Source organism: Kutzneria chonburiensis, from assembly GCF_028622115.1.
Lineage (GTDB): Bacteria > Actinomycetota > Actinomycetes > Mycobacteriales > Pseudonocardiaceae > Kutzneria > Kutzneria chonburiensis.
The window spans coordinates 6,914,770-6,940,158 of sequence record NZ_CP097263.1; the positions used below are offsets into that span (position 1 = coordinate 6,914,770).

General features: G+C 70.7%; 23 protein-coding genes and 1 pseudogene. 6 read left to right on the forward strand and 18 right to left on the reverse strand.

All coding sequences use genetic code 11. From position 1 onward, the window contains the following. Positions 1–9: 9 nt before the first annotated feature. From M3Q35_RS31720 to M3Q35_RS31735, 4 genes are all read right to left on the reverse strand, one after another. Positions 10–768 (reverse strand): alpha/beta fold hydrolase, encoded by a 759-nt coding sequence (locus tag M3Q35_RS31720; RefSeq protein ID WP_273936213.1) that lies wholly within the window; start codon positions 766–768, stop codon positions 10–12. Further along, a complete protein-coding gene (locus M3Q35_RS31725; RefSeq protein WP_273944532.1) occupies positions 765–1,061 on the reverse strand; it encodes a DUF2516 family protein in 297 nt (98 codons plus the stop codon). Before M3Q35_RS31725 ends, M3Q35_RS31720 begins: the two co-directional genes overlap by 4 nt. A gap of 91 nt (positions 1,062–1,152) precedes the next feature. Next, positions 1,153–1,740, reverse strand: coding sequence for a hypothetical protein (locus tag M3Q35_RS31730; RefSeq protein WP_273936214.1), 588 nt, complete (start codon positions 1,738–1,740; stop codon positions 1,153–1,155). Between the two features lie 5 nt (positions 1,741–1,745). After that, positions 1,746–2,159, reverse strand: coding sequence for a helix-turn-helix domain-containing protein (locus M3Q35_RS31735; RefSeq protein WP_273936215.1), 414 nt, complete (start codon positions 2,157–2,159; stop codon positions 1,746–1,748). A gap of 95 nt (positions 2,160–2,254) precedes the next feature. On the opposite strand from M3Q35_RS31735, the gene tgmC reads away from it, so the two are divergent. The 3 genes from tgmC to M3Q35_RS31750 all read left to right on the forward strand — a co-directional run bounded on the left by tgmC (position 2,255) and on the right by M3Q35_RS31750 (position 5,951). Further along, positions 2,255–3,406: an ATP-grasp peptide maturase system methyltransferase gene (tgmC, locus tag M3Q35_RS31740; RefSeq protein ID WP_273936216.1), complete on the forward strand. Its 1,152-nt coding sequence runs from the start codon at positions 2,255–2,257 to the stop codon at positions 3,404–3,406. Positions 3,407–3,452: 46 nt separating this feature from the next. Next, the gene (locus tag M3Q35_RS31745) at positions 3,453–3,890 is read left to right on the forward strand and encodes an RpiB/LacA/LacB family sugar-phosphate isomerase (protein WP_273936217.1); all 438 of its coding nucleotides are present in this window, start codon (positions 3,453–3,455) and stop codon (positions 3,888–3,890) included. A gap of 75 nt (positions 3,891–3,965) precedes the next feature. Then, positions 3,966–5,951, forward strand: a complete 1,986-nt coding sequence (locus M3Q35_RS31750; protein WP_273936218.1) for an NACHT domain-containing protein — start codon at positions 3,966–3,968, stop codon at positions 5,949–5,951. A 30-nt stretch (positions 5,952–5,981) separates the two neighbouring features. On the opposite strand, the gene M3Q35_RS31755 is transcribed toward M3Q35_RS31750, so the two are convergent. The 3 genes from M3Q35_RS31755 to M3Q35_RS31765 are packed head-to-tail and all read right to left on the reverse strand — an operon-like array spanning position 5,982 to position 9,495. Further along, a complete protein-coding gene (locus M3Q35_RS31755) occupies positions 5,982–8,297 on the reverse strand; it encodes an FtsX-like permease family protein (protein ID WP_273936219.1) in 2,316 nt (771 codons plus the stop codon). Continuing rightward, positions 8,294–8,974, reverse strand: coding sequence for an ABC transporter ATP-binding protein (locus tag M3Q35_RS31760; RefSeq protein ID WP_273936220.1), 681 nt, complete (start codon positions 8,972–8,974; stop codon positions 8,294–8,296). Before M3Q35_RS31760 ends, M3Q35_RS31755 begins: the two co-directional genes overlap by 4 nt. Further along, positions 8,971–9,495, reverse strand: a complete 525-nt coding sequence (locus M3Q35_RS31765) for a PadR family transcriptional regulator (RefSeq protein ID WP_273936221.1) — start codon at positions 9,493–9,495, stop codon at positions 8,971–8,973. Before M3Q35_RS31765 ends, M3Q35_RS31760 begins: the two co-directional genes overlap by 4 nt. Before the next feature lie 105 nt (positions 9,496–9,600). Here M3Q35_RS31765 and M3Q35_RS31770 point away from each other — a divergent pair, with 105 nt between their 5' ends. Beyond that, positions 9,601–10,125, forward strand: coding sequence for a CGNR zinc finger domain-containing protein (locus M3Q35_RS31770; RefSeq protein WP_273936222.1), 525 nt, complete (start codon positions 9,601–9,603; stop codon positions 10,123–10,125). Between the two features lie 450 nt (positions 10,126–10,575). On the opposite strand, the gene M3Q35_RS31775 is transcribed toward M3Q35_RS31770, so the two are convergent. Then, positions 10,576–11,394 (reverse strand): hypothetical protein, encoded by an 819-nt coding sequence (locus M3Q35_RS31775; protein WP_273936223.1) that lies wholly within the window; start codon positions 11,392–11,394, stop codon positions 10,576–10,578. Between the two features lie 275 nt (positions 11,395–11,669). Here M3Q35_RS31775 and M3Q35_RS31780 point away from each other — a divergent pair, with 275 nt between their 5' ends. Next, entirely contained in the window at positions 11,670–12,242 is a 573-nt protein-coding gene (locus M3Q35_RS31780) for an RNA polymerase sigma factor (RefSeq protein WP_273936224.1), read from the forward strand. Between the two features lie 223 nt (positions 12,243–12,465). Here M3Q35_RS31780 and M3Q35_RS31785 read toward each other — a convergent pair whose 3' ends face one another. Beyond that, complete coding sequence (locus tag M3Q35_RS31785; RefSeq protein WP_273936225.1) at positions 12,466–13,629, reverse strand: pyridoxal phosphate-dependent aminotransferase; 1,164 nt, start codon at positions 13,627–13,629, stop codon at positions 12,466–12,468. A gap of 95 nt (positions 13,630–13,724) precedes the next feature. On the opposite strand from M3Q35_RS31785, the gene M3Q35_RS31790 reads away from it, so the two are divergent. Continuing rightward, entirely contained in the window at positions 13,725–14,984 is a 1,260-nt protein-coding gene (locus M3Q35_RS31790; RefSeq protein ID WP_379794769.1) for a DUF445 domain-containing protein, read from the forward strand. Positions 14,985–15,060: 76 nt separating this feature from the next. Here the strand turns inward: M3Q35_RS31790 and M3Q35_RS31795 are convergent, their stop codons facing one another. From M3Q35_RS31795 to M3Q35_RS31830, 9 genes and pseudogenes are all read right to left on the reverse strand, one after another. After that, positions 15,061–16,407 carry a glutamate-1-semialdehyde 2,1-aminomutase gene (locus tag M3Q35_RS31795; protein ID WP_379794785.1) on the reverse strand — a complete coding sequence of 449 codons (1,347 nt, stop codon included), beginning with the start codon at positions 16,405–16,407 and terminating at the stop codon, positions 15,061–15,063. 96 nt (positions 16,408–16,503) lie between these two features. Continuing rightward, positions 16,504–17,046: pseudogene (locus M3Q35_RS48980) on the reverse strand (GNAT family N-acetyltransferase); the annotation flags it as partial. A gap of 62 nt (positions 17,047–17,108) precedes the next feature. Beyond that, on the reverse strand, positions 17,109–18,218 hold the full coding sequence (locus tag M3Q35_RS31800) for a glycosyltransferase family 4 protein (protein WP_273936227.1): 1,110 nt from the start codon (positions 18,216–18,218) through the stop codon (positions 17,109–17,111). A gap of 8 nt (positions 18,219–18,226) precedes the next feature. Next, positions 18,227–18,976 (reverse strand): WecB/TagA/CpsF family glycosyltransferase, encoded by a 750-nt coding sequence (locus M3Q35_RS31805; RefSeq protein ID WP_273936228.1) that lies wholly within the window; start codon positions 18,974–18,976, stop codon positions 18,227–18,229. A gap of 84 nt (positions 18,977–19,060) precedes the next feature. Then, positions 19,061–20,515: a lipopolysaccharide biosynthesis protein gene (locus tag M3Q35_RS31810; RefSeq protein WP_273936229.1), complete on the reverse strand. Its 1,455-nt coding sequence runs from the start codon at positions 20,513–20,515 to the stop codon at positions 19,061–19,063. Further along, the gene (locus M3Q35_RS31815; protein WP_273936230.1) at positions 20,512–21,330 is read right to left on the reverse strand and encodes a glycosyltransferase family 2 protein; all 819 of its coding nucleotides are present in this window, start codon (positions 21,328–21,330) and stop codon (positions 20,512–20,514) included. Before M3Q35_RS31815 ends, M3Q35_RS31810 begins: the two co-directional genes overlap by 4 nt. Beyond that, entirely contained in the window at positions 21,327–22,280 is a 954-nt protein-coding gene (locus M3Q35_RS31820) for a glycosyltransferase family 2 protein (protein ID WP_273936231.1), read from the reverse strand. The genes M3Q35_RS31815 and M3Q35_RS31820 overlap by 4 nt, the downstream gene beginning before the upstream one ends. Further along, the gene (locus tag M3Q35_RS31825) at positions 22,277–23,602 is read right to left on the reverse strand and encodes an O-antigen ligase family protein (protein ID WP_273936232.1); all 1,326 of its coding nucleotides are present in this window, start codon (positions 23,600–23,602) and stop codon (positions 22,277–22,279) included. The genes M3Q35_RS31820 and M3Q35_RS31825 overlap by 4 nt, the downstream gene beginning before the upstream one ends. Then, the gene (locus M3Q35_RS31830) at positions 23,599–25,374 is read right to left on the reverse strand and encodes a glycosyltransferase family 2 protein (RefSeq protein WP_273936233.1); all 1,776 of its coding nucleotides are present in this window, start codon (positions 25,372–25,374) and stop codon (positions 23,599–23,601) included. Before M3Q35_RS31830 ends, M3Q35_RS31825 begins: the two co-directional genes overlap by 4 nt. Positions 25,375–25,389: the final 15 nt, after the last annotated feature.

The following is a 25,389-nucleotide window of genomic DNA, read 5'->3' on the forward strand; positions in this document are numbered from 1 at the left end:
GCGGTCACATTAGCCAGCGAAGAAGTCGACGAGTATCGACCGGACCTCACGCCGGTGCGTGAGCAGCGGCGCGGCCGAGTCGATCAACTCCAGCCGGCCGTCGGGCAGCGCCGCCGCGACGTCACGGGCGACCTGCTCGGGATGCAGCGGATCGCCGACCGCGCCGATGACCAACACCTTGGCCGTCACGGCTTGCAGCGCCGAGGCATCATCGGTCGGCACCTGCTCGGGCAGCAGCCGCAAGGCATCACCGAGCCGCAGCAACGCATTCACACGGCTGGAAACGTGCTCTCCCACAGCGATTCCGGCCGGCATCTCGGCGGCGACGAGTTCCCGCAGCGCTTCGCGATCACCGGCCTCGACGGCGTCGGCAAGCTGCTCGAATGCCCACATGGCCGGAGTGGCCCGCGGCTTGTCCAGCGCCGCCGGCAGCAGCAGGGCGACGCGGTCGAAACGATCGGGCCGTCGGGTCAGCAGCTCGGTGAGCCCACCGGCCCCCATGGACACGCCAACCGCACGGGTGGCGTCGACCTCGTCGGCCACGCGTTCAAGATCCCCACCGATCGTGGGATAAGTCCAATAGCCGACGGAGGCGTCACCAGCGTCCCCGTGCGAAGGAAAAGTGACGACAACCCCGGTTCCGGACAAACCGGAGGCGGGTATCCGGGCTTCGCCCGGCGTCGCGCCCAGACCGGGGGCGACCAGCGTCACCGGGGCGCCGCTGCCGTGGCCCTGCCAGCGCAGGCCGCTCGGCAGCGAGCCGGTCACCACCGATTGCCGCCGCGCTGCACCTCGTTCAGCTTCGGCCGCACGTCGACGATGTACACCAGCACCGCGACCAGCGCCGCCATCCACAGGATGAAGGTGCTGCCGTACGGCGCGAACAGGTAGAGCGCGGCCAGGCTGCCGCCGGTGATCAGCGACCAGGCCAGCTTGGTCATCCGCTCCGCGACCGTGAACGCGTCCGCGCGCTGCACCAGCGCATGCAGGAAGGCGAAGGCGCCAACCGGCATGCCTGCGCACCAGATCGCGAACAGGGTCCAGTAGTCGAGCCCGTACATCACAGCCCCACCCTACGTCCCGGAGCCGCCGGTCGGAAACGGCGATGCCGGGGCCCGGCCGTCACGGCTGGGCCCCGGCACACGGTCCGGCTCAGGCCTCGGGGGTCTCGTCGGCCGGCGTCTCGGTCTTGGCGGCCGGCTTCTTCGGCGCGGACGCCTTGTTGGCGGCCTTGCGGGTGACGCTGCGGGTCTCGGCGGCGGCCTCGCCACCGACCTCGACGACCTTCTCGGCCAGGTCCTCGGCCGCGTCCTCGATGTCCTCGGCCACCTTCTCGCCGGTCGAGCGGGTACGGCGGGCGAGCTGGCCCAGCACGTCGTCGGCCCGGCTCTGCAGGTCGCCGACCTGCTCCAGCACGACCTTGACCTGCGGCTGCTCGCGCAGCTTCTCCAGCGTCTCCTCGCCGTGCTCGGCCAGGTAGCTGTACAGGTTGGCGGCGGCCGAGGTGTAGGTGTCGACCAGCTTGCGCAGCTCGGCCCCGTCCAGCTTGGGCAGCTCGCGGGCCTCGGTGACCTGGGTGCGGGCCTTGGTCAGCGCGTCGGTCAGGGCCTTGCCGGCCAAGTCGCCGGCGCCGAGCGCGGCCAGCAACGGGGTCTTGGCCTGCTCCAGGACCGCGACGACGGCGGCGGAAACCTGCTCGCCCGCCTTGCGGACGTCCTCGGTGGTGGGAAGGGTCGGCATCTGGATCACTCCTCGGTGTCCTCGGTTGCGTCGGCGGGGCGCTTGCTGGCGTTCTCCCGCCGGAAGGTCTCGTAGACGTCGAGCAGCACCTGCTTCTGCCGCTCGGTAAGCTCGGCGTCGGCCAGCACGGCGTCCACCACCGCGCCGCCGACCCGCTGCTCCAGGATTCCGGCCTGCACGTACAGCGCCTCGGCCGAGATCCGCAGCCCCTTGGCTATGTTCTGCAGGATCTCCGCGCTGGGCTTGCGCAGGCCCCGTTCGATCTGGCTCAGGTACGGGTTGGACACGCCGGCCAGCTTGGCCAGCTGCCGCAGCGAGATCTGCGCGTTGTTGCGCTGCTCGCGGATGTAGTCACCGATGTCTCGCCCCAGGTCGGCGACCGCTTCCACGGCCTGATCGGCGACGCTCTTCTTGTCCATCCCGCCTCCTTCCGCCATCCACACTACGTCCGAGTGCTAGCTCCTGCAAGCGCAGTGCTAACACCAGTGGCGTGCTTGCTGTCACACTGGAGACCATGCGCGCGGACCAGGAGAACCAGGCGCAACGGCGGCGCGGCCGCATGGTGGACGAGATGGTCGCCGACGGCCTGCTGCTGGATCCGGCCTGGCGGGCGGCCTTCGAGGCGGTGCCGCGGCACGCGTTCCTGCCGTGGCTGTTCGAGCAGCAACGAGACGGCTCCTGGCGGCTGGTCACCGAGGCCGACGAGTCCTGGCTGCCGGCCGTGTACCGCAACCGGGTCGCGATCACCCAGCTGAACGGGGACGAGTCGCTGCGCCGGCTGGCCGTGGACGGCCCGGTGCGCGGCACGCCGACCTGCTCCTCCAGCGAGCCGGCGATCATGGCGATCATGTTGGCGGCACTGGATGTTCGCGACGGCGACACCGTGCTGGAGATCGGCGCCGGCACCGGCTACAACGCCGCCCTGCTGTGCCACCGGCTCGGCGATTCCGCTGTCACGACTGTCGACGTCGACCCGGCCATCGCCGTGCGCGCGGCGGAACACCTTGCGGCAGTTGGCTTTCACCCCACCTGCGTGGCCACCGACGGCGCTCTCGGGTACCCGCTGAACGCCCCGTACGACCGGGTGCTCGGCACCTGCTCGGTGTCGACGATTCCCTTGGCGTGGCTGGCACAAACCGCTCCCGGCGGGCACATCGTGACGACACTGAACCGGCAGATCGGTGCCGGGCTGGTCAAGCTCACGCCGGACGGGAACGGCCGTGCCATCGGCCGGGTGTTGCCCGAGGACGGGCGTTTCATGCCGCTGCGGGCCCATCGCGGTCCGCGCGTGAGCGAGCTCGTCGACCAAGTGCGCGGCAGCCAGGCGGTCGATCGGCTCACCGACCTGACCGCGACACAGCTGCTGCGGCCGGCGGAACGGTTCGAGTTCTTCGCCGGGCTGTCGCTGCCGCACGTAGTGGCTTGGCGCGACACGCACGGCGACACGTGGCTGGCCCATCCAGACGGCTCGTGGGCCCGCTACTCCCGACACAGCGTGTCCCAGGGCGGCCCGCGCCGGCTGTGGAACATCGCCGAAGACGCGCACACCGAATGGCACACGCTCGGACGGCCGCCGCGGGAGCGGTTCGGGCTGACCGTCGGGCCGGACAGGCAGGAGTTCTGGCTGGACAGCCCGGATTCGCCGGACCGCTGGCCGCTCGACTAGGACATGTGCGTGTCCGCTGACGGATCGAATCGGTAGCGTGTGCGCGGTGAAGATTTCGGTTTCCGCGGACATGCTCGACGGGATCGGCGCCGACATCGCCGAGGAGCTGCGCAAGCGTGGCCACGACGTGCTCGTGCACGGCGCGCTGAGCGACGACGAGTCCAACGACTGGGCCCGGGCCAGCGAGGCCGCGGCCCGTGACGTCGCCGAAGGCCGCGCCGAGCAGGGTGTGGTGTGCTGCTGGACCGGCACCGGGGCGTCCATCGCGGCCAACAAGGTGGCCGGCGTGCGGGCGGCGCTGTGCACCGACGCGTACACCGCGCAGGGCGCGCGCCGCTGGAACGACGCCAACGTGCTGGCGCTGAGCCTGCGGACGACCTCGCTGCCGCTGCTGGACGAGATCCTGGACGCCTGGTTCGCCGCCGACGTCACCGACGACGAGGACGACCTGGCCAGCATCGACCACGTGGCCAAGATCCGTTAACGATTCGGCATGCGGAGTGACGACGCGCCACCGGTTCCGGACGCGCCGTGACAGCGGGTCGGCCATGATGCAGGCGTGTCCATCTACCGGCAGCGTGCCGTCGTCGTCGCCTGTGTGCTGATCGCCGTGCTGGCGACGGTCGGCCTGGTGTGGACCCAGGACGGCGTCAACCCCACCACCTGGCTGGGCGCGGTGGTGGTGCTGTTCATCGTGTTGATCGGACTGCTCGACCCGTGGCTGCGGCGTACCGGCGCGACCGCGCCGAGCACCGCCGTCCAGCTGACCGCGGCCACCCGCGCTTTGGCCGCCGCCACCACGACCCAGCTACGGGCCGAGGCTGAGGGACGGGAACTGCTGCGGCCGTGTCAGCTGAACGTGACATGGGCGTCGGTGGAGCCGGGGCTGGCCGATCCCAAGTGCCAGCCGGCGGAGCTGTCCGGCTCGGTCGAGGAGCTCGTGCCGTGGTACCGGCGGCTGCCCGGCCGGCGGCTGGTCGTGCTGGGCCCGGCCGGCTCGGGAAAGTCGTCCCTGGCAACGCTGTTGGCGTTGGGACTGCTGGAAGACGCCGCGTTGAACGACCCGCTGCCGCTGGTCCTTCCGTTGGGGGCCTGGAATCCGCGGGTCGATCTCCGTACGTGGATGACGCAGCGGCTGCGGGACGACTATCCGGCGCTGCGCAACATCGAGCTGTACGGCAGCTACGCCGCCGATCTGCTCATCGAGCAGCGCCGCGTGCTGCCCATCCTGGACGCGTTCGACGAGGTGCCGGCCAACCTGCGAATCTCGGCGCTGCAAGGCATCGACCGCGCGATGCCGCCGGCCACGCCGGTCGTGCTGACGTCTCGCCGCCGCGCCTACACGTCGACCGTGGCCAAGACCGGGCCGCTGCGCAACGCGCACGTCGTCGAGCTGGCCCCCGTGACCGAAGACGCGCTGGCCGAGGTGCTGCGCGGCAGTTCGAGTCGGGTCGGGGCGTCACGCTGGGAACCACTGCTGATGCAGCTCCGGCACGACCCGGCCGGGCCGCTGGCCGCCGCGTTGAGCAGCCCGCTGATGGTGTGGCTGACCCGCACCAAGTACGCCGACGTGGCCACCAACCCGACGGAGTTGTTGGACCCCAACCGTTTCCCCGATCGCACGACCATCGAGGAGTTCCTGCTCGCCGAGCTCGTGCCGACGCTGTTCGCCGACGAGGACAGCGATTACCTGCCGATGACCTCCGACCACTGGCCGCCGGACCAGGCCAAGCTGTGGCTGGAGTTCCTGGCCGCGCGCATGCAGCAGCGGGAGCTGGCGTGGTGGGAGCTGCGGCGGCTGGTGCACCGGTACTGGCTGACCGTGCTCGGGGCCATCTCGCTGGGTCTGCTCACGGCGTTGAGCGTGGGCATGATGGTGGCACTGGTGAACAAGCTGACCGTGCTGGACGTGGCCTCGTGGACCGGGGCCAGCGCCGGGTGTCTGGTCAGCGTCGGGACGCTGGTCAACGCGACGTCCAAGGGGCGCAACGCTTCCGCGTCGATGCGGTTCGGTGCGGCCCGCAGCATGCTGGTGGTGAGCCTGGTCGCCGGCACGGCCGTGGGGCTGGTGTTCGGGGCGATGTTCGGCGCCGACACGGGGCTGATCTCCGGGCTGAGCGTGGCCATCGCGACTGCGCTGCGATTCTCGCTCGGCAGCCCGGTCGAGCTGAGCCGACCGCCGAGCCCGGAGGCGACCATGGCCCGTGATCGGGCGTTGGTCGGCCTGGTCTGCCTGGTGTTCGGGGTCGGCGTCGGCTCCGCGGCGGCGCTGCTGTTCGGCGCCGGCCGTACCGGAATGGTGTGGCTGGGCTTCAGTTCCGGCGCGCTGCTCGGGTTCGTGCTGGCCGTGATGTCCCGCAACTGGTGGTGGTTCACGGTCGCGCGGACGTGGCTGGCGATGCGCGGGCGGGTGCCGTACCGGCTGCTGGAATTCCTTGAGGACGCCCACAAGCTGGGCATCCTGCGCCAGGTCGGCGCGCGCTACCAGTTCCGGCACGCCCGGGTGCAGGACCACCTGGCCAAGGACTCCGTGCACAAGGCCTGAAAGGGGGTCTCCCGACCCCCTTTCAGGCCCTCACTCGTCGCGCAGGCCCTCGGCGTTGGCCGCCCGCCACAGCGCCGGCAGCGTGCACACCGTGCTGGCCAGCACCGCGATCACCGCGGTGGCCACGAACAGCGCGATGGTGGCCCAGTCGAAGACGATCGGCTGGTTCGAGACCGTCAGCACCATGCCACCCAGGACCAGGCCCGCCACCAGGGCGACGGCCACGGCCATGGCGATCGGCACGGCCGTCTGCCACAGCAGCGACCGGGCCAGCACCGACCGCCGAACGCCGTTGGCCGCCAACACGGCCAGTGCCCGCCGCCGCTCGCGGATCTGCTCCAACGCCACCACCAACAGGCTCGCCGCCGCGAGCAGCAGGGTGATCACCGAGCCGATCAGCAGCACCCGGGCGATCAGCTCGAAGGTGCTGGAGATCGCGTTGATCGGCGTGAACGCGTTGGCACTCCAGCCGAACGGCTCCAGCGCGTTGCGCACGTACTCGACGTAGTTGGCGTCGTTGGCCTTCGGCTGGACGGACGCGTTCGCGTCGGCCACCGCCGCGGTGACGCCGGCGAGGGCGCCCGGCGTGGCGTACACGAGACCCATGTCCGTGGTGAGCGCCGTCGTCGCCTTGACCTCGGCCGGCATCGTCCAGTCCACGGACACCGGTTGCCTCGGATCGTCGGCGAAGAACGAGACCCGCTCGCCGGCGGCCGGGACGAACGCGCTGGTATAGGGCTTGGCCGAGACGAACACGTCGCCGTCGCGGCACTGGTCGATCGAGGTCAGCTGCCGCACGTCCGCGCAGGTGCCGACGTGCAGGGCGGTCACCTCACTACCGCCGACCTTCTTCATCAGCATGGTGATCGACGGGGTGACCGACTCCGTCCCGGGCACCTTGCGCAGCGCGCTGTCCAGCGCCAGCGCCTGGCTGAGGGCGACAGCGGGCATGTTCACCGACACCGGCGGCGGCTTCTCGCCGGGCGGCTCGTACCGCGTGTTGGCCTGGACCAGCAGTGTCTGCAGGGCAATCCCGCCGACCAGCACCACCGCGACGCCGCCGACCACGCGGGCCGGCGTGCCGCTGTCCAGCTGGAGCCGGCGTACCGCCAGCTGCCAGGCCGGGGACCCGCCGCCCAGCTTGGCCACCACCCGCTCCACCAGCCACGGCAGCACCAGCGGCACCGAGGACAGCAGCAGCACGATGCCGGCCATCACCGGCAGCTGCGAGCCCTGGTTGAGCCCGTCGCCGAGGGTGCCGCGCTGGCTGGCCAGCAACGCGATGCCGCCCGTCGGCGGCAGCAGCCGCCACCACAGGCGGCGGCGCTGGTTGCGGGCCCGCCGCACCACGCCGAGCGGCTCGATCATGACGCGCCGCAACGAGAACATTGCGATCAGCACGGCCAGCAACGGGACAACGACCACGATCAGCGCCGCGAGTGTCCAATCAGGACGGATGTCCGCGGCGAAGATACCACCGCGCAAGGAGTTCGTGTCGACCATCGGCACGATCGAGCGGCCGACGGCGAACAGTGCCACGCCGACCGCCAGTCCGACCAGGGCACCGACAAAGGCCTCGCCGGCGGCGATCCGCCGCACCTGCTTGCCGTCCGCGCCGACCAGCCGTAGCGCCGCCAGCCGCCGATCCCTTGCCGCGGCGGCAAGTCTGGTGCTGGTGGCGACGAAAACCACCACCGGCATGAGCAGTGCCGCCGAGCCGAGGGCGATCAGCAGCCACAGCAACCCGTCCAGCTTCCGTGGCTCGCTCGGCCGGCCGAATTCGTACACCTCGGCCGCGCCGGACTGGCCGGCCACCTTGGCCACGCCGACGTAGAAGAACAGCTCGTGCGGACCGGTCAGCCCGGTCTCGTTCACCGTGCCGATCACCCGTTCCGGGAACCGCGGTCGCAGCAGCGCGCCGTCCGGCGAGTTCAGGAGTTGTTGCAACGCCGGGGAAAGCAGGATCTCGCCGACGTTCGGCAGGCGGTCGACGCCCGGCGGCAGCGGCGCGTTCGGGCCCGTCTTCTGGACGATGACGCCGTCCATGTCGCTGCCGTTGAACTCGCTGCTGCGCATGGCCGCGTAGACCGGGTCCACGCCCGCCACCTTCGCCTGACCAGCGAGGGGAACCGCCCGCCCGTAGCCGTGGTCGTCACGGGCCTGGAGCATGTGGCTCACCGAGGTCGCCGTGAGCAGCACCGCCACGCCAAGGCCGACGCCGATCGCCGTCAGCGCCAGTCGTCCCCAGCCCGCGCGGCCGCCGCCCACCGCGAGGCGCACGCCCAGCGTCAGGTCGATCCACCACTGCCAGGTCCTTCGTCGCGGCCGCAGTCGCAACACAGTCACCGAACCAACTCCACCTGCGTGGATTTCCCGTCCCGGACCACGACTTCGCGATCCGAGTAGGCCGCGACGCGCACCTCGTGCGTCACCAGCACCACCGCCGCGCCCGCGTCCTTGGCCGCGGCGACCAGCAGCCGCATCACGCGTTCGCCGTTGAGGGAGTCGAGGGCGCCCGTCGGCTCGTCCGCGAAGACCACCTTCGGGCTCGTGACCAGCGCCCGAGCCACCGCCACCCGCTGCCCCTGACCGCCCGAGGTCTCCCCCGGCCGCTTGTCCGCCACGTCCGCGACTTCCAGGCGGGCCAACCATTCCATCGCGCGGCTCTCCGCCTCACGCCGGCGCATTCCGCCCAGCCGCAACGGCAGCGCCACGTTCTCCAGTGCCGTCAGCTCCGGCACCAACTGGCCGAACTGGAACACGAAGCCGAACTCCGTGCGCCGCAGTTCACTTCGGTCCACATCGGACAGTGTGCTCAGCGGTGTTCCTCGGTAGGACACGGTTCCGCTGTCCGGGCGGATGATGCCGGCCAGGCAGTGCAGCAGCGTCGACTTGCCCGAGCCCGACGGGCCCATCACCGCGACCACCTCGCCCGGCCAGATCCGCAGGCCCGCACCGTCCAGCGCCGGCGTCGGGCCGAAGGCCTTGTGCAGGTCGACCGCTTCCAGCAACGGCTCCGTCATCGCCGTACCTCCTCGGACAGCTGGTCGAGGCGGGCCGCCGTCAGTTCCAGCCAGCGCAGGTCCGCCTCGAGATGGAACAACGCGTGGTCGCAGATCAGCTGGTCGGCCAGGTCGCCGGTGAGCTTGCGGCGGGTCAGCGCCCGCATCGTCTCCAGGTGCGCGCCGCGTTGGACGTCCAGCACCTCTTGCGCGCTGCGGCCCGACATGAGCGCCAGCACCACCTTCGTGTACAGCGTGCTGTGCAGGTACGGTTCCGGGCGCTCCGGCGTCACCAGCCAGTCGCGGACGTCCGTGACGCCCGAGGCCGTGATCGCGTAGCGCTTGCGTTCCGGGCCTTCGCCCGCCTCCACCCCGTCCACCTCGACCAGGCCGTCCCTGAGCAGGCGGGACAGCGTCGAGTAGACCTGGCCGTAGTGCAGCGGCCGGTCCTGGCCGAAGTGCTCGTCGTAGGCCCGCTTCAGGTCGTAGCCGTGGCGCGGCCCCGTCTCCAGCAGGCCGAGCAGGGTGAGTCCGATCGACATGGCCGCCACTCTACATCGGGTGTATACCTTCCGGCTATACCTTCGGTGTACATCCCGTGACCTGCGCCGACCTTGCCCCTTGGATTCTCCGCCTACAGTGGAGAGGTGACTGGTACGGCCGCCGGCGCCCGCGCCGTGCAGGAAACCGGTTGGGACGCCGAGCGCGATGTCGAGTTGCTGCTCGCCTTCCTGAACACCGTGGACCCCGCCTCCGACGCCCTCTCGTCCGAGCACACCTGGCACCAGTGGGCCGCCTCGCTCGATCTCGGCACCCCCGGCTCCCTCGCCAGAGCCCGCTCCAGCCGCGACGCCCTCCGCGCCGTCGCCTCGGCCCACCATGGCTCGCCCCTACCCACCGCCCCCGCCATGCCCCACGGCTCTTTGCGCATCGAGCTCTCGTCCGGCGTCCCCGTCCTCACCGCCGGCGACGCCCTCGGCTCCGTCCTCGCCGCCGCCGCCCGCTTGGCCGTGCTCGGCTACTGGGACCGCATCAAGATCTGTTCCGCCCACGACTGCCGTCTGGCCTTCTACGACCGCTCCCGCAACCGTTCCCGCACTTGGTGCTCCATGCGCGTCTGCGGCAACCGCGAGAAGGCCCGCGCCTGGCGGGAAAGGGCTCGCACCAGCTGAGCGGTCCAGTCGGATGCCAACCGCGCGGTAGCCCGAATCCCGTCCGGCACGCAGAACTTCCTTCTGCCCCAACGCTTTCTTCCGCGCGCGCAAAAATGAGGGTGCTGGCCGATGTCGACCAGCACCCTCTGTTGGCCATCGCCCCGGCTCTGCCCCTCGTAGTGCCGGAGAAGGATGATCATCGATGGCCAAGTTGGTGGAGCCCCGGCGCCACGGGGGCAACGCGACGCCGGGGCCAGCCCCCGACCTGACCGGGCGCGGTCGGCAGGTCGGGAAGATCCGGAACGTCGGGGGAGGGTCGTCGACCGCGGCACTACAACCGGGAGGACGTGCTCGACACGATCGCCATGCGCGGCGGAGACCCACTGTCTTGGGGGCATCCCCGGGCCCGGATCAGCTCGGCGACGGTCGCGAAAAGGGCACACGGGTGCCCCGCGACCGTGGGCGTCGTCAGTCGGGCGAGGTGCTGGGCAGCCCGGGAACGCCATCGCTGACGCGCTTGGCGCCGGGCTCGTCGGAACTGGAGCCGGGGCTGGGCCGGAAGCCGGTGCCCGGCGTCACGATGCCGGCCAGGCCGTTGGCGCTGCCCAGGTCGTGACTCGCGCTGCCGCCGGTGGACGGAGCGGAGATCGGCTGCGCGGCCGGCTGCTGGAGCGGCAGGTCGACCGGCTGTTGTGGCACGTCAGGGACGGTGCCGGAGGGTGTGCCCATGGACGGCTCGTTGGTCCGCGCGACCGGCTCGACGGCATGCTTCACCGGCGCCGCGGTCGGCTGGACCGGGGCCGGCGGGGCCGGGGGTGCGGGCGGCTGCGGAGGCGTGGGCTTGGTCGGCACGGTGACGGTCGTCGTGCCGGTCCACGTGTCGCCGGAGTCGGAGCCGCCGCCCCAGCCGCTGCCGGACGAACCCTGAGCACCGGTGTCGCCGCCCGAGGACGGCCCGCCCGAGGTCACGGTCGTGGAACCGGTTCCGCCGCTGCCGTCGGCCGGCGGCGCGATGGCCGACACGGCGCCGAGGCCGGCATGGTGACGATGGCCGCCGAAGCTCTTGAGCAAGCCGTTGACCAGGTCGGACAGGTCCGAACGGAGCGAGTCGGCGGTGTCGCCGGGCTGGGCGGTGTTCGGCTGGGAGACGTCCGAGGAAGTGGTCGCGTTGGCCACGGCCGCGCCGAACACGCAGGCCAGCAGGGTCAGGCCGGCGGTGACGGCGATCCGGATGACGGCAGCGCGCAGGGCGGCGCCGGCGCACCGCACCACCTTCGCGCTGGCCACTGTCACCACCACCGTCCGCCTTGCCGGTCGTAAAACGTGACGTTGTTCGGATCCGGCGTCAAGACATGTTTAGCACCGCGATGTCGATTTGCACCATGCGCTCGTCGCCGACCGCCCGGATAGCGGCACGTTCGAGATCAGTCTCGCACAAGGTGGCAACTGTGCGTGGCGATCCGCGGGCCGCCACTCGTTAGAGGGTTTTCCGCTCGGCCGCGGATCCGACTCGGCCGGCGGGCCTTCTAACCGGACATCAACTCGCCTGCGGGGAGGAACGAGTGGAAGTCGAGACAAGACCGGGCGCGGCCGAACTGCTCAGGGCCGCGGAACTCGGCGATCGGGCGGCCTGGCGCGAACTCGTGGTGCGGCACACGCCAACCGTCTGGGCTGTTGCCCGATCCCATCGGCTGGATCGCCACGATGCCGCCGATGTCGTGCAGAGCACCTGGCTGTCATTGCTAGAAAATATGAATCGAATTCATGATCCGACCAGGCTGGCCGCCTGGCTGGCCGTCACCACGCGGCGGCATGCGCTGCGTCTGATCGCGGCCCGTCGCCGGGAGAGCCCGGTTGACGAGGCACGATTGGACGTCACGCCGACCGAGGCGGCCGATGCCGTCGTCCTGCGGTCGGCGCCGAACGCGGCGCTGTGGCGGGCGTTCACCCAGTTGTCCGAACAGTGCCAGCGGGTGTTGCGAGTACTCGTGCACGCGCCGGAACTGTCCTACCGGCAGGTCGCCGCGGCACTCGGCATCCCGATCGGCGCCATTGGTCCGACAAGGGGAAGATGCCTGGCCCAACTCCGGAGAAAGGCATCGTTGTCGGGCCTGTTCCGAGAGGATGCGCGATGACGCATGCGTCGGTCTTGGCCGGGCTCGACCGCGCCGATCGCGCTCTTCTCAACCAACTCAGGGTGCTGCTGTGGGGAATCGACCCCGTGCCACCCGCGGTCCTGATGGCCGCCGCTTCACTCGGTCAGCGTATTGCACCGCACCGGAGGGTAATGACGAACGCGGGGTTGATCGGCTAACGCCGACAATGGGGTCTCGAAATCGAGACCCCATTGTCACCCGGTCAGCCGAGCTTGCGCAGTCGCGCGATCGCCTCGTCGATTACCTCGTCCCGCTTGCAGAAGGCAAAACGCACCAGGTGCTGCCACTGCTCGGGGTGGTCGGTGAACACCTGCACCGGCACGCCGGCCACGCCGATCCGCTCCGGCAGCTGTCGGCACAGCTCCGCGCCGTCGGCGAAGCCCAGCGGCCGCACGTCCGCGCACACGAAGTACGTGCCGGCGGCCTGACGCACGGCGAAGCCGGCGTCGGCCAGGCCCGCGGACAGCCGGTCGCGCTTGCGCTGGAGACCGTCGCGCAGCTGGTCCACCCAGGCCAGCTCGTTGCGCAGGGCGTAGGCCACCGCCGGCTGGAACGGGGCGCCGCCGACGAACGTGATGAACTGCTTGGCCGCCCGCACCGCCGCGACCAGCTCGGCCGACCCGCACACCCAGCCGATCTTCCAGCCGGTGGCGTTGAACGTCTTGCCCGAGCTGGAGATGACCACCGTGCGCTCGTACATGCCGGGCAGCGCCGACAGCGTCACGTGCTCGCGGCCGTCGTAGATCAGGTGCTCGTACACCTCGTCGGTGATCGCGATCAGGTCGTGCTCCTGGCACAGCTTCGCGACCTCTTCGAGCTCCTGGCGGGTGTAGACCGTGCCCGTCGGGTTGTGCGGCGAGTTCAGCAGCAGCGCCTTCGTCCGCGGCGTCACCGCCGCCCGGAGCGCGTCCACGTCCAGCGCGAAGCGATCACCGTCCTCGACCAGCGACACCACCTTGCGGGTGGCACCGGCCATCGCCACCGAGGCCGCGTACGAGTCGTAGTACGGCTCGATCAGCAGCACCTCGTCACCCGGTTCGACCAGCGCCATCAGCGTCGCCGCGATCGCCTCGGTCGCGCCGACCGTGACCAGGACCTGGGTGTCCGGGTCGTACTCCGTGCCGTAGCGCGTCCGGTGCTCGGCGATCGCCTGCCGCAGCTCCGGCCGACCCGGGCCCGGCGGGTACTGGTTGACGCCCTCGGCGATGGCCCGTTGGGCCGTCGCGAGCATCTCGGCCGGCCCGTCGGTGTCCGGGAAGCCCTGGCCTAGGTTGACCGCGCCGGTCCGGGTGGCCAGCGCGGTCATCTCCGCGAAGATCGTCGAGGTGAACGGCCGCAGCCGCTGGACGAGAGCAGGTGTGCGCACCTGGAGGATCCTCGCTGATCCGTCCCTGAAATGTCACCCGGTGCAACCCTGGTCTGCGTCACTGGTCACGGCGGATCGCCGCCCGCGCGGGGAGAATGGCCGGTGTGGAGCGACTAACCGCGGCCGAGACCGGCAAGCGGCGCGCGCTGCGCCGGATGAAGGCCGTCGCCGCCGGGCTGCTCGTGCTGGCCGCCATCGTCTACGTGCTGTCCGGCGTCTTCGCCGGTCCGGTGTGGTTGGGCTACGTCCATGCGGCCGCCGAGGCCAGCATGGTCGGCGCGCTGGCCGACTGGTTCGCCGTCACCGCGCTGTTCCGGCGGCCGCTCGGGCTGCCCATCCCGCACACCGCGCTCATTCCCACCCGCAAGAACCTGCTCGGGGCCAGCCTCGGCGACTTCGTCGGCAGCAACTTCATGTCCGAGCAGGTCGTGCGGGACCGGTTGCACCGGGCCGAGATCAGCAAGCGGGTCGGCGTGTGGCTGTCCGACCGGGAGAACGCCCGGCGCATCACCTCCGAGTTCGCCAACGTCGCCCGTGGTCTGGTCACCGTGCTCCGCGACGAGGACGTCCAGGCCGTCGTCGAGCACGCCGTCGTGCAGCGGCTCATGGCCATCCCTTGGGGGCCTCCCTTGGGCAAGCTGCTCGGCCAGGTCCTTGAGGACGGTTCCCACCACAAGCTCGTCGACCTCATGGCCGATCGGGCCTACGAGTGGGTTCGCGACAATCACGAGGCCGTCAAACGCGTCGTGTCCGACCGTTCGCCGTCGTGGTCGCCCAAGTTCGTCGACTCCATCCTGGGCGAGCGGGTCTACAACGAGATCCTCGGCTTCGCGTGGGCCATGAAGACCGACCTCAACCACCCCATGCGGGCCGCTGTCGATCGTTTTCTCATCGACTTCGCCGGGGATCTGCAGACCGATCCCCTCACCATGGAGCGGGCCGAGCAGGTCAAGCACCAGGTACTCACCCATCCCGAGGTGCAGCACGTCATCGGCACCACGTGGGCCAACGCCAAGCGCATGCTGCTGGACGCCGCCGAGGACCCGTCCAGCGAGCTCCGCCGCCGGGTGCTCGACGGCCTCATCTCCCTCGGCGTCCGCCTCGAGACCGATGACGCCACCCGGGCCAAGGTCGAGGGCTGGATCGAGGGCGGCGCGGCCTACGTCGTCACCCACTACCGCGACGAGATCCTCACGCTCATCACCGACACCATCGAGCGTTGGGACGCCGAGGAGACCTCCCGCAAGATCGAGCTCCAGGTCGGGCGGGACCTCCAGTTCATCCGCATCAACGGCACCGTCGTCGGCGCCCTGGCCGGCTTGGTCATCTACGCCGCTTCGCAGCTCTTCTTCTGACTCCTACCGACAGTCACCGCCATGTACCCCACAAGCGTGATGCGCGGTGGAGTCGCGGCGTGGCGGTTGCGCGGGGTCAGAGCTGGCGTGGGGAGGCGAGTGAACGCAAGGCGGGGGCGACGGGGCGGCCGTCCAAGAAGCGGTCTACGCCACCGTCTTCCAACGCCCGGCGGTAGATCTTCAACGCCTCGCGGGTGGCGGCGACGGTGTGTTCGACATCGGCGACGGTGTGGGCGGCGGAGATGACGAAAGACTGGCCCAGCACGCCGCGGCGGAGGAGCTCCTGCATGAAGAGAGTGCGGAAGGGCTGGGAAGGGCGGCCGTCGGGGTCGCGGGTGGTGAAGACCATGCACGAAGGACGGCCGATGGCGGCGACGAACTCCTCGACGCCGAGCTCACGGGCGGCGGTGTTGACGCCGTCGGCCAGAAGGGTGCCGCGGCGTTCCATGATGCCGACGGGGTCGCCGTCGGCGTAAGCCCGGACGACGGCCCGAAAAGCGGCCAAGGAAACGGTTTCGGGACCGTGGGTGGTGGACAACAGGAACACCCGGGGCGACTCGGTGTTGAGGCCGCCGAGCTCCATGAGTTCACGGCGGCCGGCCAGGGCGGAGATGGGGAACCCGTTGCCCATGGCCTTGCCCCAGCACGACAGGTCGGGCCGAACGCCGTAGACGGTCTGGGCACCGCTGGCCGACCAACGGAAGCCGGTGATCATCTCGTCGAACACCAACAGCGACCCATGCGCATCGCAGAGGGCGCGAACCCCTTCCAGGAAGCCAGGTTCGGGCTCGGCGAGGGCGGTGGCGGCCTCCATCACGACGCAGGCGATCTGGCCGCCGCTCTCGGCGAAGCGAAGCCGAAGCGAGTCGAGGTCGTTGAACTGGAAGCGAACGGTCTGGTTGCGGGTGGCCTCGGGCACACCGGAATTCATCTCCACGGCCCCGATGAACCAGTCGTCGGCCGAGAAGAACGGCTGATCGCACACGGCGACCATGTCCCGTCCGGTGACGGCCCGGGCCAACCGGATGGCGGCGGTGGTGGCGTCAGAGCCGTTCTTGGCGAACTTGACCATGTCCGCACCGGGCACCAGGCTCAGGAAGTCCTCGGCGGCGGCCACTTCCAAGCCGGTGGGACGGGAGAAGTTCACGCCGTCGGCCAACGCCTTGTGCACGGCGTCGAGCACCGGCCGGTAGCCGTGCCCGAGGGTGACCGAACGCAGCCCCATGCCGTACTCGATGAAGCAGTTGCCGTCGGCGTCCCAAACCCGGCACCCGTCGCCACGCACCAGGATGGGCGCCATGCCCTCCGGGTACTGGTCGGAGCCACGGGCATAGGTGTGCGCGCCACCGGGCACCAGCTCGTGCAGCCGACGCTGCAACGCGCTGGATCGCTCGAAACCCCTACCACTGCCCGGAACGTCCACCGTCGACACTATAGGTAGATCAGAGGCGGCCTCGGCAGGCCAGTCGGCGGCCAGCAGCGACCACAGCTCGTAATCGGTGTCCGGCCGACACCCGCGCAGTATTCCTTCACGCCGGAAACCCGCACGCCCGAACAAGGTTGCGGCGGCGTGGTCGCCGGCCGGGATGGGCGCGACGAGCCGGTGCAGCTCGTACTCGCCGAAGGCATGGTGCACCAGGAGACGCAGTGCGGCGGCGGTGATCGAGGCACCCTCGCGTGCTCGCGAGATCCACACCTGCACGTCGGCCGAGCCACGCTCGCGATCGACGCGATCCAGCCGGAGCTCGCCGGCAATGAGACCGTCGACGATGATCAGGAACGCCAGACCCGAGCCGTCACGGGCCAGCCGGCGGAAGTCGGCGCAGCGGTCCCGCCACGCGGCCTCGCTGGTCCGCTCGGCCCAGTCGAGCTCGCTCACCGGCCACAGCGGCTCCAGCCGGTCACGCTCGGGCCGCACCAGCCGCGACCACTCGGCGGCATCGGCGGTAACGGGCGGCCGCAGCTCGACGACCTTGCCCCTGGTCACCACCGGACCGAGCGTGACGCCCGAAACCGGCAGCCCCACCCGAAAACGCAACGTCTGACGGATCAGTCCGGGCACCTGACCTCCTCAGCGTGGACACGACCGGCACAGCAGCTATATGTACCTTTTGGGCGATTTCGTTACAGGCCGACCGCAGCCCCCAGCACGGCAGCCGTACGCGCGACGTCCTGCTTGCGCGCCCACTCCATGGCCTCAGGAGACCGCTCGCCGCCGTGCCAACGCCGGATCGCCTCGGCCATCTCGTCGACGGTCTCGGCCACCAACCACGGCCCGTCCGGATCAATCGCCTCGGCCAGCGACCGCGGCAACACCGACGGGACGCCGAACTCGGCCGCCTCCAGCACCTTCACGCTCACGCCGGTGCTGGCCCCGAACCGGGGCACCACGGCCAAGCCGACCCTGGCGTAGAAGTCGGCGACATCGGCCACCGGCCCGGCGGCGACGACCCGCGGGTGCTCGGCGAACTGCTCGGTGCCCTTGCCGGCCAGCACGAAGTCCACGTCGACGCCCATGGCCGACAGCTGCTCGTGCACCGGCCCCAGCAGCACCTCCAGCGCCCGCGCGTTGGGCGGCCAACTCGCCTTGCCGATGAAGCCGACGGCACGGCCACCGGACGCGTCGATCGCCGACAGCGGCACCGGCAGCGCGATGGCCGACAGCTCGGCGGCGTCGGTGCGGGACAAGGCAAATACGTGCGAGGGAAGCCCGAGTAGCCGCCGTTCCATCCGCCGCAGGCGCGGGATCTCGCCCAACATCCGCAACGGCCGCGGCGAATGCTCCACGGCGATGGTCGACTCCACGTTGTGCGCCACGTGTGCCGCCACCGGCACACCAGCAGCGGCCGCGAGCACCAACCCGGGCCAGCCGCTGGTCACGACCTGTCGGCCGGCGGCGCGCGAACGCAACAGCGCGACGGCCTTGCGCCAACCGGGAAACACCGAGAACTTCCGGGCCAGGTAGGGCTCCGGGCTGACCAGCATGCCGGCGGCGATCCGAGCCAGCGCCAGCCGATCACCCCTCAGCTCCAGCGGCACATCGCCGGCCGCACGGGCGGTCACGTCGACATCGTCGAAACGCTCGGTCCACTCACCATCGGGACCGGTCACGCAGACCACTTCCACGTCGGCCGAACCGGCGAAAACGGGCAACAGCCGCCGATCCACCCAACCGCTGCCGCCAAGGTCCTGGCGGGACAACGGATACGTCGTCACGAAGCAGACAGCGGACATGCGGGTTCCTAACGTGTGTTGGCCAGGACGCGGTCGAACAGCACCCGCGCGACGAACAACGGATTTCCGACCACATAGCGGGTGAACAGGCGCAACGGCTCGCGGCCGAGCCGGTACAGCCACTCGATCCCCAGGCTGCGCATCCACTGGGGCGCACGGGGAACCCGGTCGGCGGCGAAGTCGAGGAACGCCCCGACGGCCACGCCGAGCTCGGCCCCGGTGGCCGGCAGGTGCTCGGCCAGCCACAGCTCCTGACGCGGGTTGCCCATGGCCACCAGCACGATGTCGGCCCCGGTCGCACGGATCTGGGCGGTGACGGCGTGATGGTCGGCGATGTAACCGTGGTGGTGGCCGACCACGCGAAGCCCCGGCATACGGGCGCGCAGCCGTTCCGCCGCCCGCGCGGCCACGCCGGGGCGGCCGCCGAGCAGGTAGACGCCGAGGCCGTCACGGGCGGCCAGCCGCAGCACCTCGGGCGTGAAGTCGGTGCCGTTGAGATTGGCCGGGAACCGCCGGCCGCGCATCCGGGCGGCCAGCGCCATGCCCGAGCCGTCGTTGAGCACGAGGTCGGCGTCCGCGAGGCACGCTCGGTAACGGTTGTGCAACCGGGCCAGGTTCACCGAGTGCGCGTTGACGTAGACCAGGGTCTGCGGCCCGGGCTCGGCCAGCAGGCCGGACACCTCGGCGATGGCCTGCGGCGCGGTCAGCGCGGCGACCGGCACCCCGAGAACGTTGATGGTGGGAACACCCGCACGCATGGCCCGAGACCTTATCCCTTGCTCCGAATCGACCTTGCACCGGCAGGAAAGTAGCCACGCTCCGTCCACTTGGGACCAGCGCGGCTACACCTGTCTAGGCGCGTCCAGCGCGGCCGACAGCCGATCGCGCAGCCCGAACCAGCCGACGGCCACCGCGGCGGCGGTGATCAGCAGACCGGTGACCAGATAGAGCAACGAGTGGTGCAGCACCAGGGCCGTCGCCAACAGTGCGGCGACGACCACCAGGGTGGCCAGCAGCGGCATGGCCAGGCCGCGCAGCAGGGCCGGCACGTGCACGCCGGCCCGCCACAAACCCCAGGCGTGCACGGGAAGTGCGACAAAACAGGACACCGCCGCGACCGCCCACCCCATGCCGGCCAGGCCCCACCGAGCCGTGGCGAAGATCGCCGTCGGCACCAGCGCCGCCAGCCAGATCACCTGCACCAGCACCGAGGACAGCGTGGCACCGGCCGTGATCATCAGGTTGAAGAGCAGATCGGCCAGCACCCGGGCGACGGTCGCGACGGCCAGACCGGCCAACACCGGCGCGGCCGGGGCCCACTTGTCCCCGTACACGAGCTCGACGATCTGCGGGGCCAGTAAAGCCAGCGCGGCCCCGCCGGGCAGCACGGCCATCGCGACCATGCCGATCACCGCCGAGGAGGCACGGTCGAGGTCCACGCCGGCGTCGCGGGCGCGGGAGAACGTGGCCAGGCCAACGCGTTCCACCGTCGTGGTGACCACCGAGGCCGGCCAGCTCGACACGTTCGAAGCCAGGTAGAAGAAACCCAGCGCGGTGGCGCCGAGCATGCGGCCGGTGATCGTCTGCGGTGCGTACTGGAGCAGAACCATCACGACCGATGACACCACAACCGCGCCGCCGTACTTGGCGACCTCGTTGACATGCCGGCGTTTGATGCCAAAACGCGGAATCTGCTTTGTCACGATCAGCAGCACCAGCGTCACCACGGCGGTGCCGCTGACGTGGCCGATCACCAGCGCCCACGCGCCGAAACCGGTCAGCGCCAAGGCAGCCGTCAGCCCGAGGTTGACCAACAGCCCGACGACATCGGCGATCAGCCGCCGGGCCTGGCGCAGATTTCGGGTCAGCAGCGCGCCCGGCACGGCGGCGAAACCGTCGAACAACACGTTGAGTGACAACACCCGCACCAGGTCGGCGGCCTGCGGCGAGCCGAGGCCGGACGCCAGATAGGGCGCGCCGAACAGGCACAGCAGGTAGACGACGGTCGCGCCGCCGACGGAGATCGTCCACACCGTCGGCAGCATCGGCCGCACGTCGCCCTTGTGCCGGACGAGCGCGGTCGCGGTGCCGAAGTCGTTGAACGTCAACAGCAACGTCTGCACGACCAGCGCCGTCGTGTACAGGCCGAACTGCTCGGGCAGCAGCAGCCGGGCCAGCAGCACGCCGACGGCGAAGGTCGCCAGCCGCGAGAACACCGTGTTGATCAAGCTGAACCGCAGGCCCAGCTTGAACTGCCCGGAGAGAGCGTCCGGCGAGTCCTCGACGACCTCGCTCACGTGCTGACTCCGATCGCCGTCGCGTCCCAGTCGGTGAAGTAGCTGCCACTGTGCACCGAATAGTCCACAGTGGCCACCGGAACGTGGCGAACCCGTAACTTGGCGGAGACGCGGTGCACGAATTCCCAGTCCTCACGGGGATGCACCCATCGCGGCCGGGCCCACGGGTCGAATCGAACGCCGGCGAAACGCCGCAGCACCACGGCATTGATGTCGACCCACTCGCCGTCCCGGTGCTGGGCCCGGGAGAACGGGCGGCTCAGCACGTCGAGCTCCGTGCCGTCCTCACGCAGCCGGCGCAACGCCGTGTAGACCATGCCGGCGCCGGATTCCAGCGCCGCCAGCGACCGCTCGAGGTGATCCGGCCGCCACGTGTTGTCGTCATCCAGAAAGGCCAAATAGGGCGAACGGCTCAGCCGGATCGCCACATTGCGGGCCAGTCCCGGGCTGCCGTAGTTGCGCGACAGCTTCAACACCACCAGCCGCGGATCCTCGGGCAGACCGTCGACCTGCCCACCACCGTCGTCCACCACCAACACAACGGTGTCCCGCACGGTCTGGTTCAAGGCACTTTTCACCGCGTTGGCAAGGCGTTCCGGCCGGCGGTAGGTCGGCATGACCACGGCGACCCTGGCCGACGCGGCCTGCCCCAGCTGGGCGGCCAGCGCGAGGGCCTCGGTGTGCTCGGCCCGGTCGGCCTCGAACCGCTCGGCCGCGAACCGCAGGCGCCACCAGTTCTCGCCGACCACGTTCTTGCCGACCGACTGCCGGAGCAGGTCCTTCACCGGTCTCGGCAGCAGGGCGTAGTCCTTCAAGCACGGCCTCCTATCGCCCCGGTCACCGGGATGCGGCGGCGGAACTCCGGCGGCGCGGCCGGATTGGTCGGCACGCCGGCAAGCAGTGCCCGCCGCCCGCGCAGAAGTTCGAGCAGCGCCCGGCGATGGGTGCCGCGGCGCAACGGTAGCCGGACGAGTTGCGCCAGCAACAAGGTGGTCCACACCAGCTCGGCGGCGGCGCGGCCTTCCCAGCGGGCCACGTGCACGACCTTGTTGGTGATCAGCTGCGCCCACAGCGGCGCGGAGCTGGTGACGTCGCCGCCACGGTGCGTGGCGCGGGCGGCCGGCACCTGGCGCACCCGCCAACCAGCGTCCACGACCCGCCGGCAGTAGTCGACTTCCTCGGAGTACAGGAACAAATCCTCCTGCCACCGGCCGATCCGCCGCCGGACCTCGGCCGGGATCAGCAGCACCGCGCCGTTGGCCCAGTCGACGTCGATCGGCCGCGGCGGGGCCGGCACGTCGACCCGTTCGCCCAGCGGACCGGAGCGCGCCCCGAGCACCGCTTCGGCCAGCACGCGCGACGCCGTGGGACGGCGCCGCAGGGTCGGCTCGACAACTCCATCCGATCGAGTGACAAGCGGGACAGCCACGCCGACCGAGCCGTTTGTGCAGGCGCGCAACAATTCCCGCACACAGCCGCGATCCAGCACGACGTCGGCGTTGAGCACCAGCAGCGCCTCGTCGGGTTCGGCCAGCTCCACGCAGGCGTTGATGCCGGCCGCGTAGCCCAGGTTCGCGCCGGTCTCGACCACTGTCGCGGCCGGGGCCAGCCGCCGGGCCACCGCGACGCTGTCGTCGCTGGAGTTGTTGTCCGCCAGGACAAGCCGCCAGTCCACACCGTCAAGACCGGCCGGCAGGCTGGCCAGCAGCGTCGGCAGGTCGGCGGCGGAGTTGTAGGTCACGACGGCGACCAGCACCCGGGTCATGCGGCCACCTCGGTTCGGCGGGCGATGCGGTACAGCGCGCCGGCGCAACCCACCAGCAGCAACGAGATGCCGGCCATCTGCGGGAAGGCCAGCCCGTCGTAGGTGCCGAAGCTGAGCGTGCACACCAGCAGCGCCACACCGACGGCCCAGGCCGCGTCGCGCACCTGCGGCGGCGACTCGATCGTCCTGGAGCGCCACAGCCGGAACGCCCACCACAGCGGCACAGCCAGCAGCGCGACAAAGCCGATCAGGCCCGGCAGACCCGACTCGACCGTGGTCAGCAGGTACTGGTTGTCCAGGTACGGCTGGACCGGCGCGACGTAGGTGCCGAGCCCCTGCCCGCCGAGCGGCTTGGCCAGGAAATGGCTCCACACGTAGTCGTACTTGGTCAGCCGGGACCAGATGCTGGAGTCCTTGCTGGACCCGGCGACCGTGTTGATCAGAACGTCCAGCAGCCGCGGCCAGATGACGCCGGCCGCGAACACGGCGCTGCTGAGCAGGCCGGCGACCAGCAGCCAGCGCACCAGCCCGTACCGCGGCAGCAGGAAGACGCCGATCACGACCAGGCCGAGCAGGCCGGTACGGGAGATCGACACCAGCGGACCGCCGATCAGCAGCACGGCGCAGGTCCACCACAGCGGCTTGAATCGCCCGTACCGCGCCAGATGCAGGGCCAGCGGCAGCATCGCCACCGTGGTGGCGGCCAGCTCGATGGGATGGCCGGCGAAGCCGATGGACCGCTCCAGACCACCGCGGCCCAGCGCGAGGTCGCCGAGCGGCTGCGCGGCCAGTCCCGGGAAGACGGTCAGTTTGCGCAGGTCGAGGCCGGTGCCGAACTGGGCGATCGCGGCAACGGCCGAGAAGGTGAAGCCGACGACGGCACCGGCGAACACCGCGCGCAGGGCCCGGGTGCTGCTCAGCCCGTCACAGACCAGCAGCGCGGCGCCGACGGCCAGCACGAACAGCATCGCGCCACGGTCGGCGTTGGAGATCCGTGAATCCTGCACGCCGCCGATGAAGGCGATCGCGTCGGCCGCGGCGAACAGGCCCAGCGCCAGCAGCAGCACCCGGCGGACCGGGTTCGACCCGACCGCGAGCTTGAAACCGCCGGCGAAGCGCGCGACCAGCCACCACAACAGGGCGCCGCCGGCCACCACACGGGCCGGGGTGATGCCGCCACCGCCGCCGACGAGCACGTTGTTCTGCGGCAACGCCAACAGCAGCGCGTAGCCGCCGAGGATGACGTGCGGGGAGACCCGGAACAGCGCTTGGGCCGCGACGGTGCTGGCCGGCGTGCGTCTGCCGGCCGCGGCCACCGTCATCGGCGGCTCCCTCCGCCTTGCTTCTCGTCGCTGCGCACCGGCGAGAACTTGATCGTGGGCGGCTCACTGGCCGGGAGCTTCGTCGGCGCACGGAACTCGGGCAGCACCCCTTGCCGGTGCTCGTCCTTGGCCTTGCCGTTGACCGGCTCCGCCGCCTTGGCCGGCACCGGCTTTTCCTCGGCCTCGGCCGTCTCCTGCTTGGCCCGGCGGGCGATCACCCGGTCGGCGATGACCACGCCGAGCACGCCCAGCACCAGGCCGAGGGCGGCGACCAGGCCGATGGCCCGGTACTGCGAGGCCCGGGTGGTGGTCGGGTTGGCCGCCGGCAGCACGTCGGTGAGGATCAGCCGCTGCGCGTCGGTGACCTTGGCCGCGTCCTGGCGGTTCTTGAGCTCGTCGAGGGCGCGCTGGCGGACCAGCTGCGCGCCCTGCACCGCGCCGTTGGCCGACTTGTCGGTGACGGTGATCGTGATGAACGGGCTGTCGGTGGTGGCGCTGTCGGAGGAGCCGTTGGCGTTGGTGACCTCGATGGTGCCGGTGGCGCCCTTGTCGGCGTACCCCTCGGTGACGGCCGGCGAGGTCAGCACGGTGACCAGCAGCGCCGCCATCTGGGACTGGGCCTGGCCGGCCACGCTGTACGGGTTCTGCACGTCCTGGCTGCTGGCCGGCGTGACCAGGCTGATCGCCGTCACCTTGTACTGCTGGGGCACCAGGAACACCACGGCGCCGACCAGGACGACGAGCACGGCGCCGGCCAGCGCGGTGAACTTCCACCGCCGTCGCAGCACCCGCAGGATGTCCAACGCGTCCACGTGTTCCCTTTCGCCTGACTCGGTCTCACTTGCGCGGCAGTGCCGCCGACGCCGCCATCCGGGCTCCGTCGACCGCCGCCCGCGCCACGTTGCGCGCCATCGGGACCGCGTTGTCCCGCATCCACGGCCGCAGCGCCAACAGTGCCAGCACCCGCTGCTGCCGGTTGAGGGAGCCCCCGCGATGGCCTTCAGGTACCAGCCCGCCTCCTCCACGTTGGGCAGGACGAAGCGCTTGCCGTCGCTGCGCTGGGTGCGGTACCACTCCCGCTGCGAGACCGACTGGGTCAGGCGGCGGTCGTGCTGGCGGTGCAGCAGCAGCGCCTCGCGGACCTCGGCGAACCGGCCGTACAGGGAGAGCTCGGCGATCAGTATCCGGTCGTTGTTCTTCACCGGCGGCAGCAGGTGGGTCCTGGTCAGGATGTCCCGCCGGTACAGGCCGTAGCAGTGGTAGTTCTCGTGCTCGCGGCCGATCAGGTCACGCAGCCGGACCACCGGGTCGTAGTGCTCGGTCCGGCACGGGTTGTCCCAGTGCCCGACGGTCGCGCCGGTGGCGTCGATCTCCCGGGCCGAGGTGAACGACATCGCCGCGTCGGGCCGGTCGGTGAGCGCGTCGAGCATCTTGCGCAGCCGGTCCGGCTCGTAGGCGTCGTCCGACGCCGCCCACGTGAAGTAGCGGGTCTTCGTCTCGTGAATGAGGCGGTTGTGGTTCTCGCTGGAGCCGACGTTGCGCTCGCGCCGGAAGTACCGGATGCGATCGTCCTGTTTGGCCGCTTCGCGGCAGAGCTCCTCGGTGCCGTCGGTCGAGCAGTTGTCGGCGATCCACAGCTCGAAGTCCACGTCCCGCTGCGCCCGCAGGCTGGCCAGCGAGGTGGCCAGGTAGGGCTCGCCGTTGTACACCGGCAGCCCGACCGCGATCGGCGCGCTCGCGACACCGATCAGCGGCGCGACCTTCTTGTTCACCTGGTCTCCTTGGGT

Bases quoted from the DNA above. Each gene is read 5' to 3' on its own strand.
- M3Q35_RS31725 (WP_273944532.1), bottom strand. From the start codon at position 1,061: ATGTACGGGCTCGACTACTGGACCCTGTTCGCGATCTGGTGCGCAGGC.
- M3Q35_RS31730 (WP_273936214.1), bottom strand. From the start codon at position 1,740: ATGCCGACCCTTCCCACCACCGAGGACGTCCGCAAGGCGGGCGAGCAG.
- M3Q35_RS31735 (WP_273936215.1), bottom strand. From the start codon at position 2,159: ATGGACAAGAAGAGCGTCGCCGATCAGGCCGTGGAAGCGGTCGCCGAC.
- tgmC (WP_273936216.1), top strand. From the start codon at position 2,255: ATGCGCGCGGACCAGGAGAACCAGGCGCAACGGCGGCGCGGCCGCATG.
- M3Q35_RS31760 (WP_273936220.1), bottom strand. From the start codon at position 8,974: ATGACGGAGCCGTTGCTGGAAGCGGTCGACCTGCACAAGGCCTTCGGC.
- M3Q35_RS31765 (WP_273936221.1), bottom strand. From the start codon at position 9,495: ATGTCGATCGGACTCACCCTGCTCGGCCTGCTGGAGACGGGGCCGCGC.
- M3Q35_RS31790 (WP_379794769.1), top strand. From the start codon at position 13,725: ATGGCCGGTGTGGAGCGACTAACCGCGGCCGAGACCGGCAAGCGGCGC.
- M3Q35_RS31800 (WP_273936227.1), bottom strand. From the start codon at position 18,218: ATGTCCGCTGTCTGCTTCGTGACGACGTATCCGTTGTCCCGCCAGGAC.
- M3Q35_RS31805 (WP_273936228.1), bottom strand. From the start codon at position 18,976: ATGCGTGCGGGTGTTCCCACCATCAACGTTCTCGGGGTGCCGGTCGCC.
- M3Q35_RS31820 (WP_273936231.1), bottom strand. From the start codon at position 22,280: ATGACCCGGGTGCTGGTCGCCGTCGTGACCTACAACTCCGCCGCCGAC.
- M3Q35_RS31825 (WP_273936232.1), bottom strand. From the start codon at position 23,602: ATGACGGTGGCCGCGGCCGGCAGACGCACGCCGGCCAGCACCGTCGCG.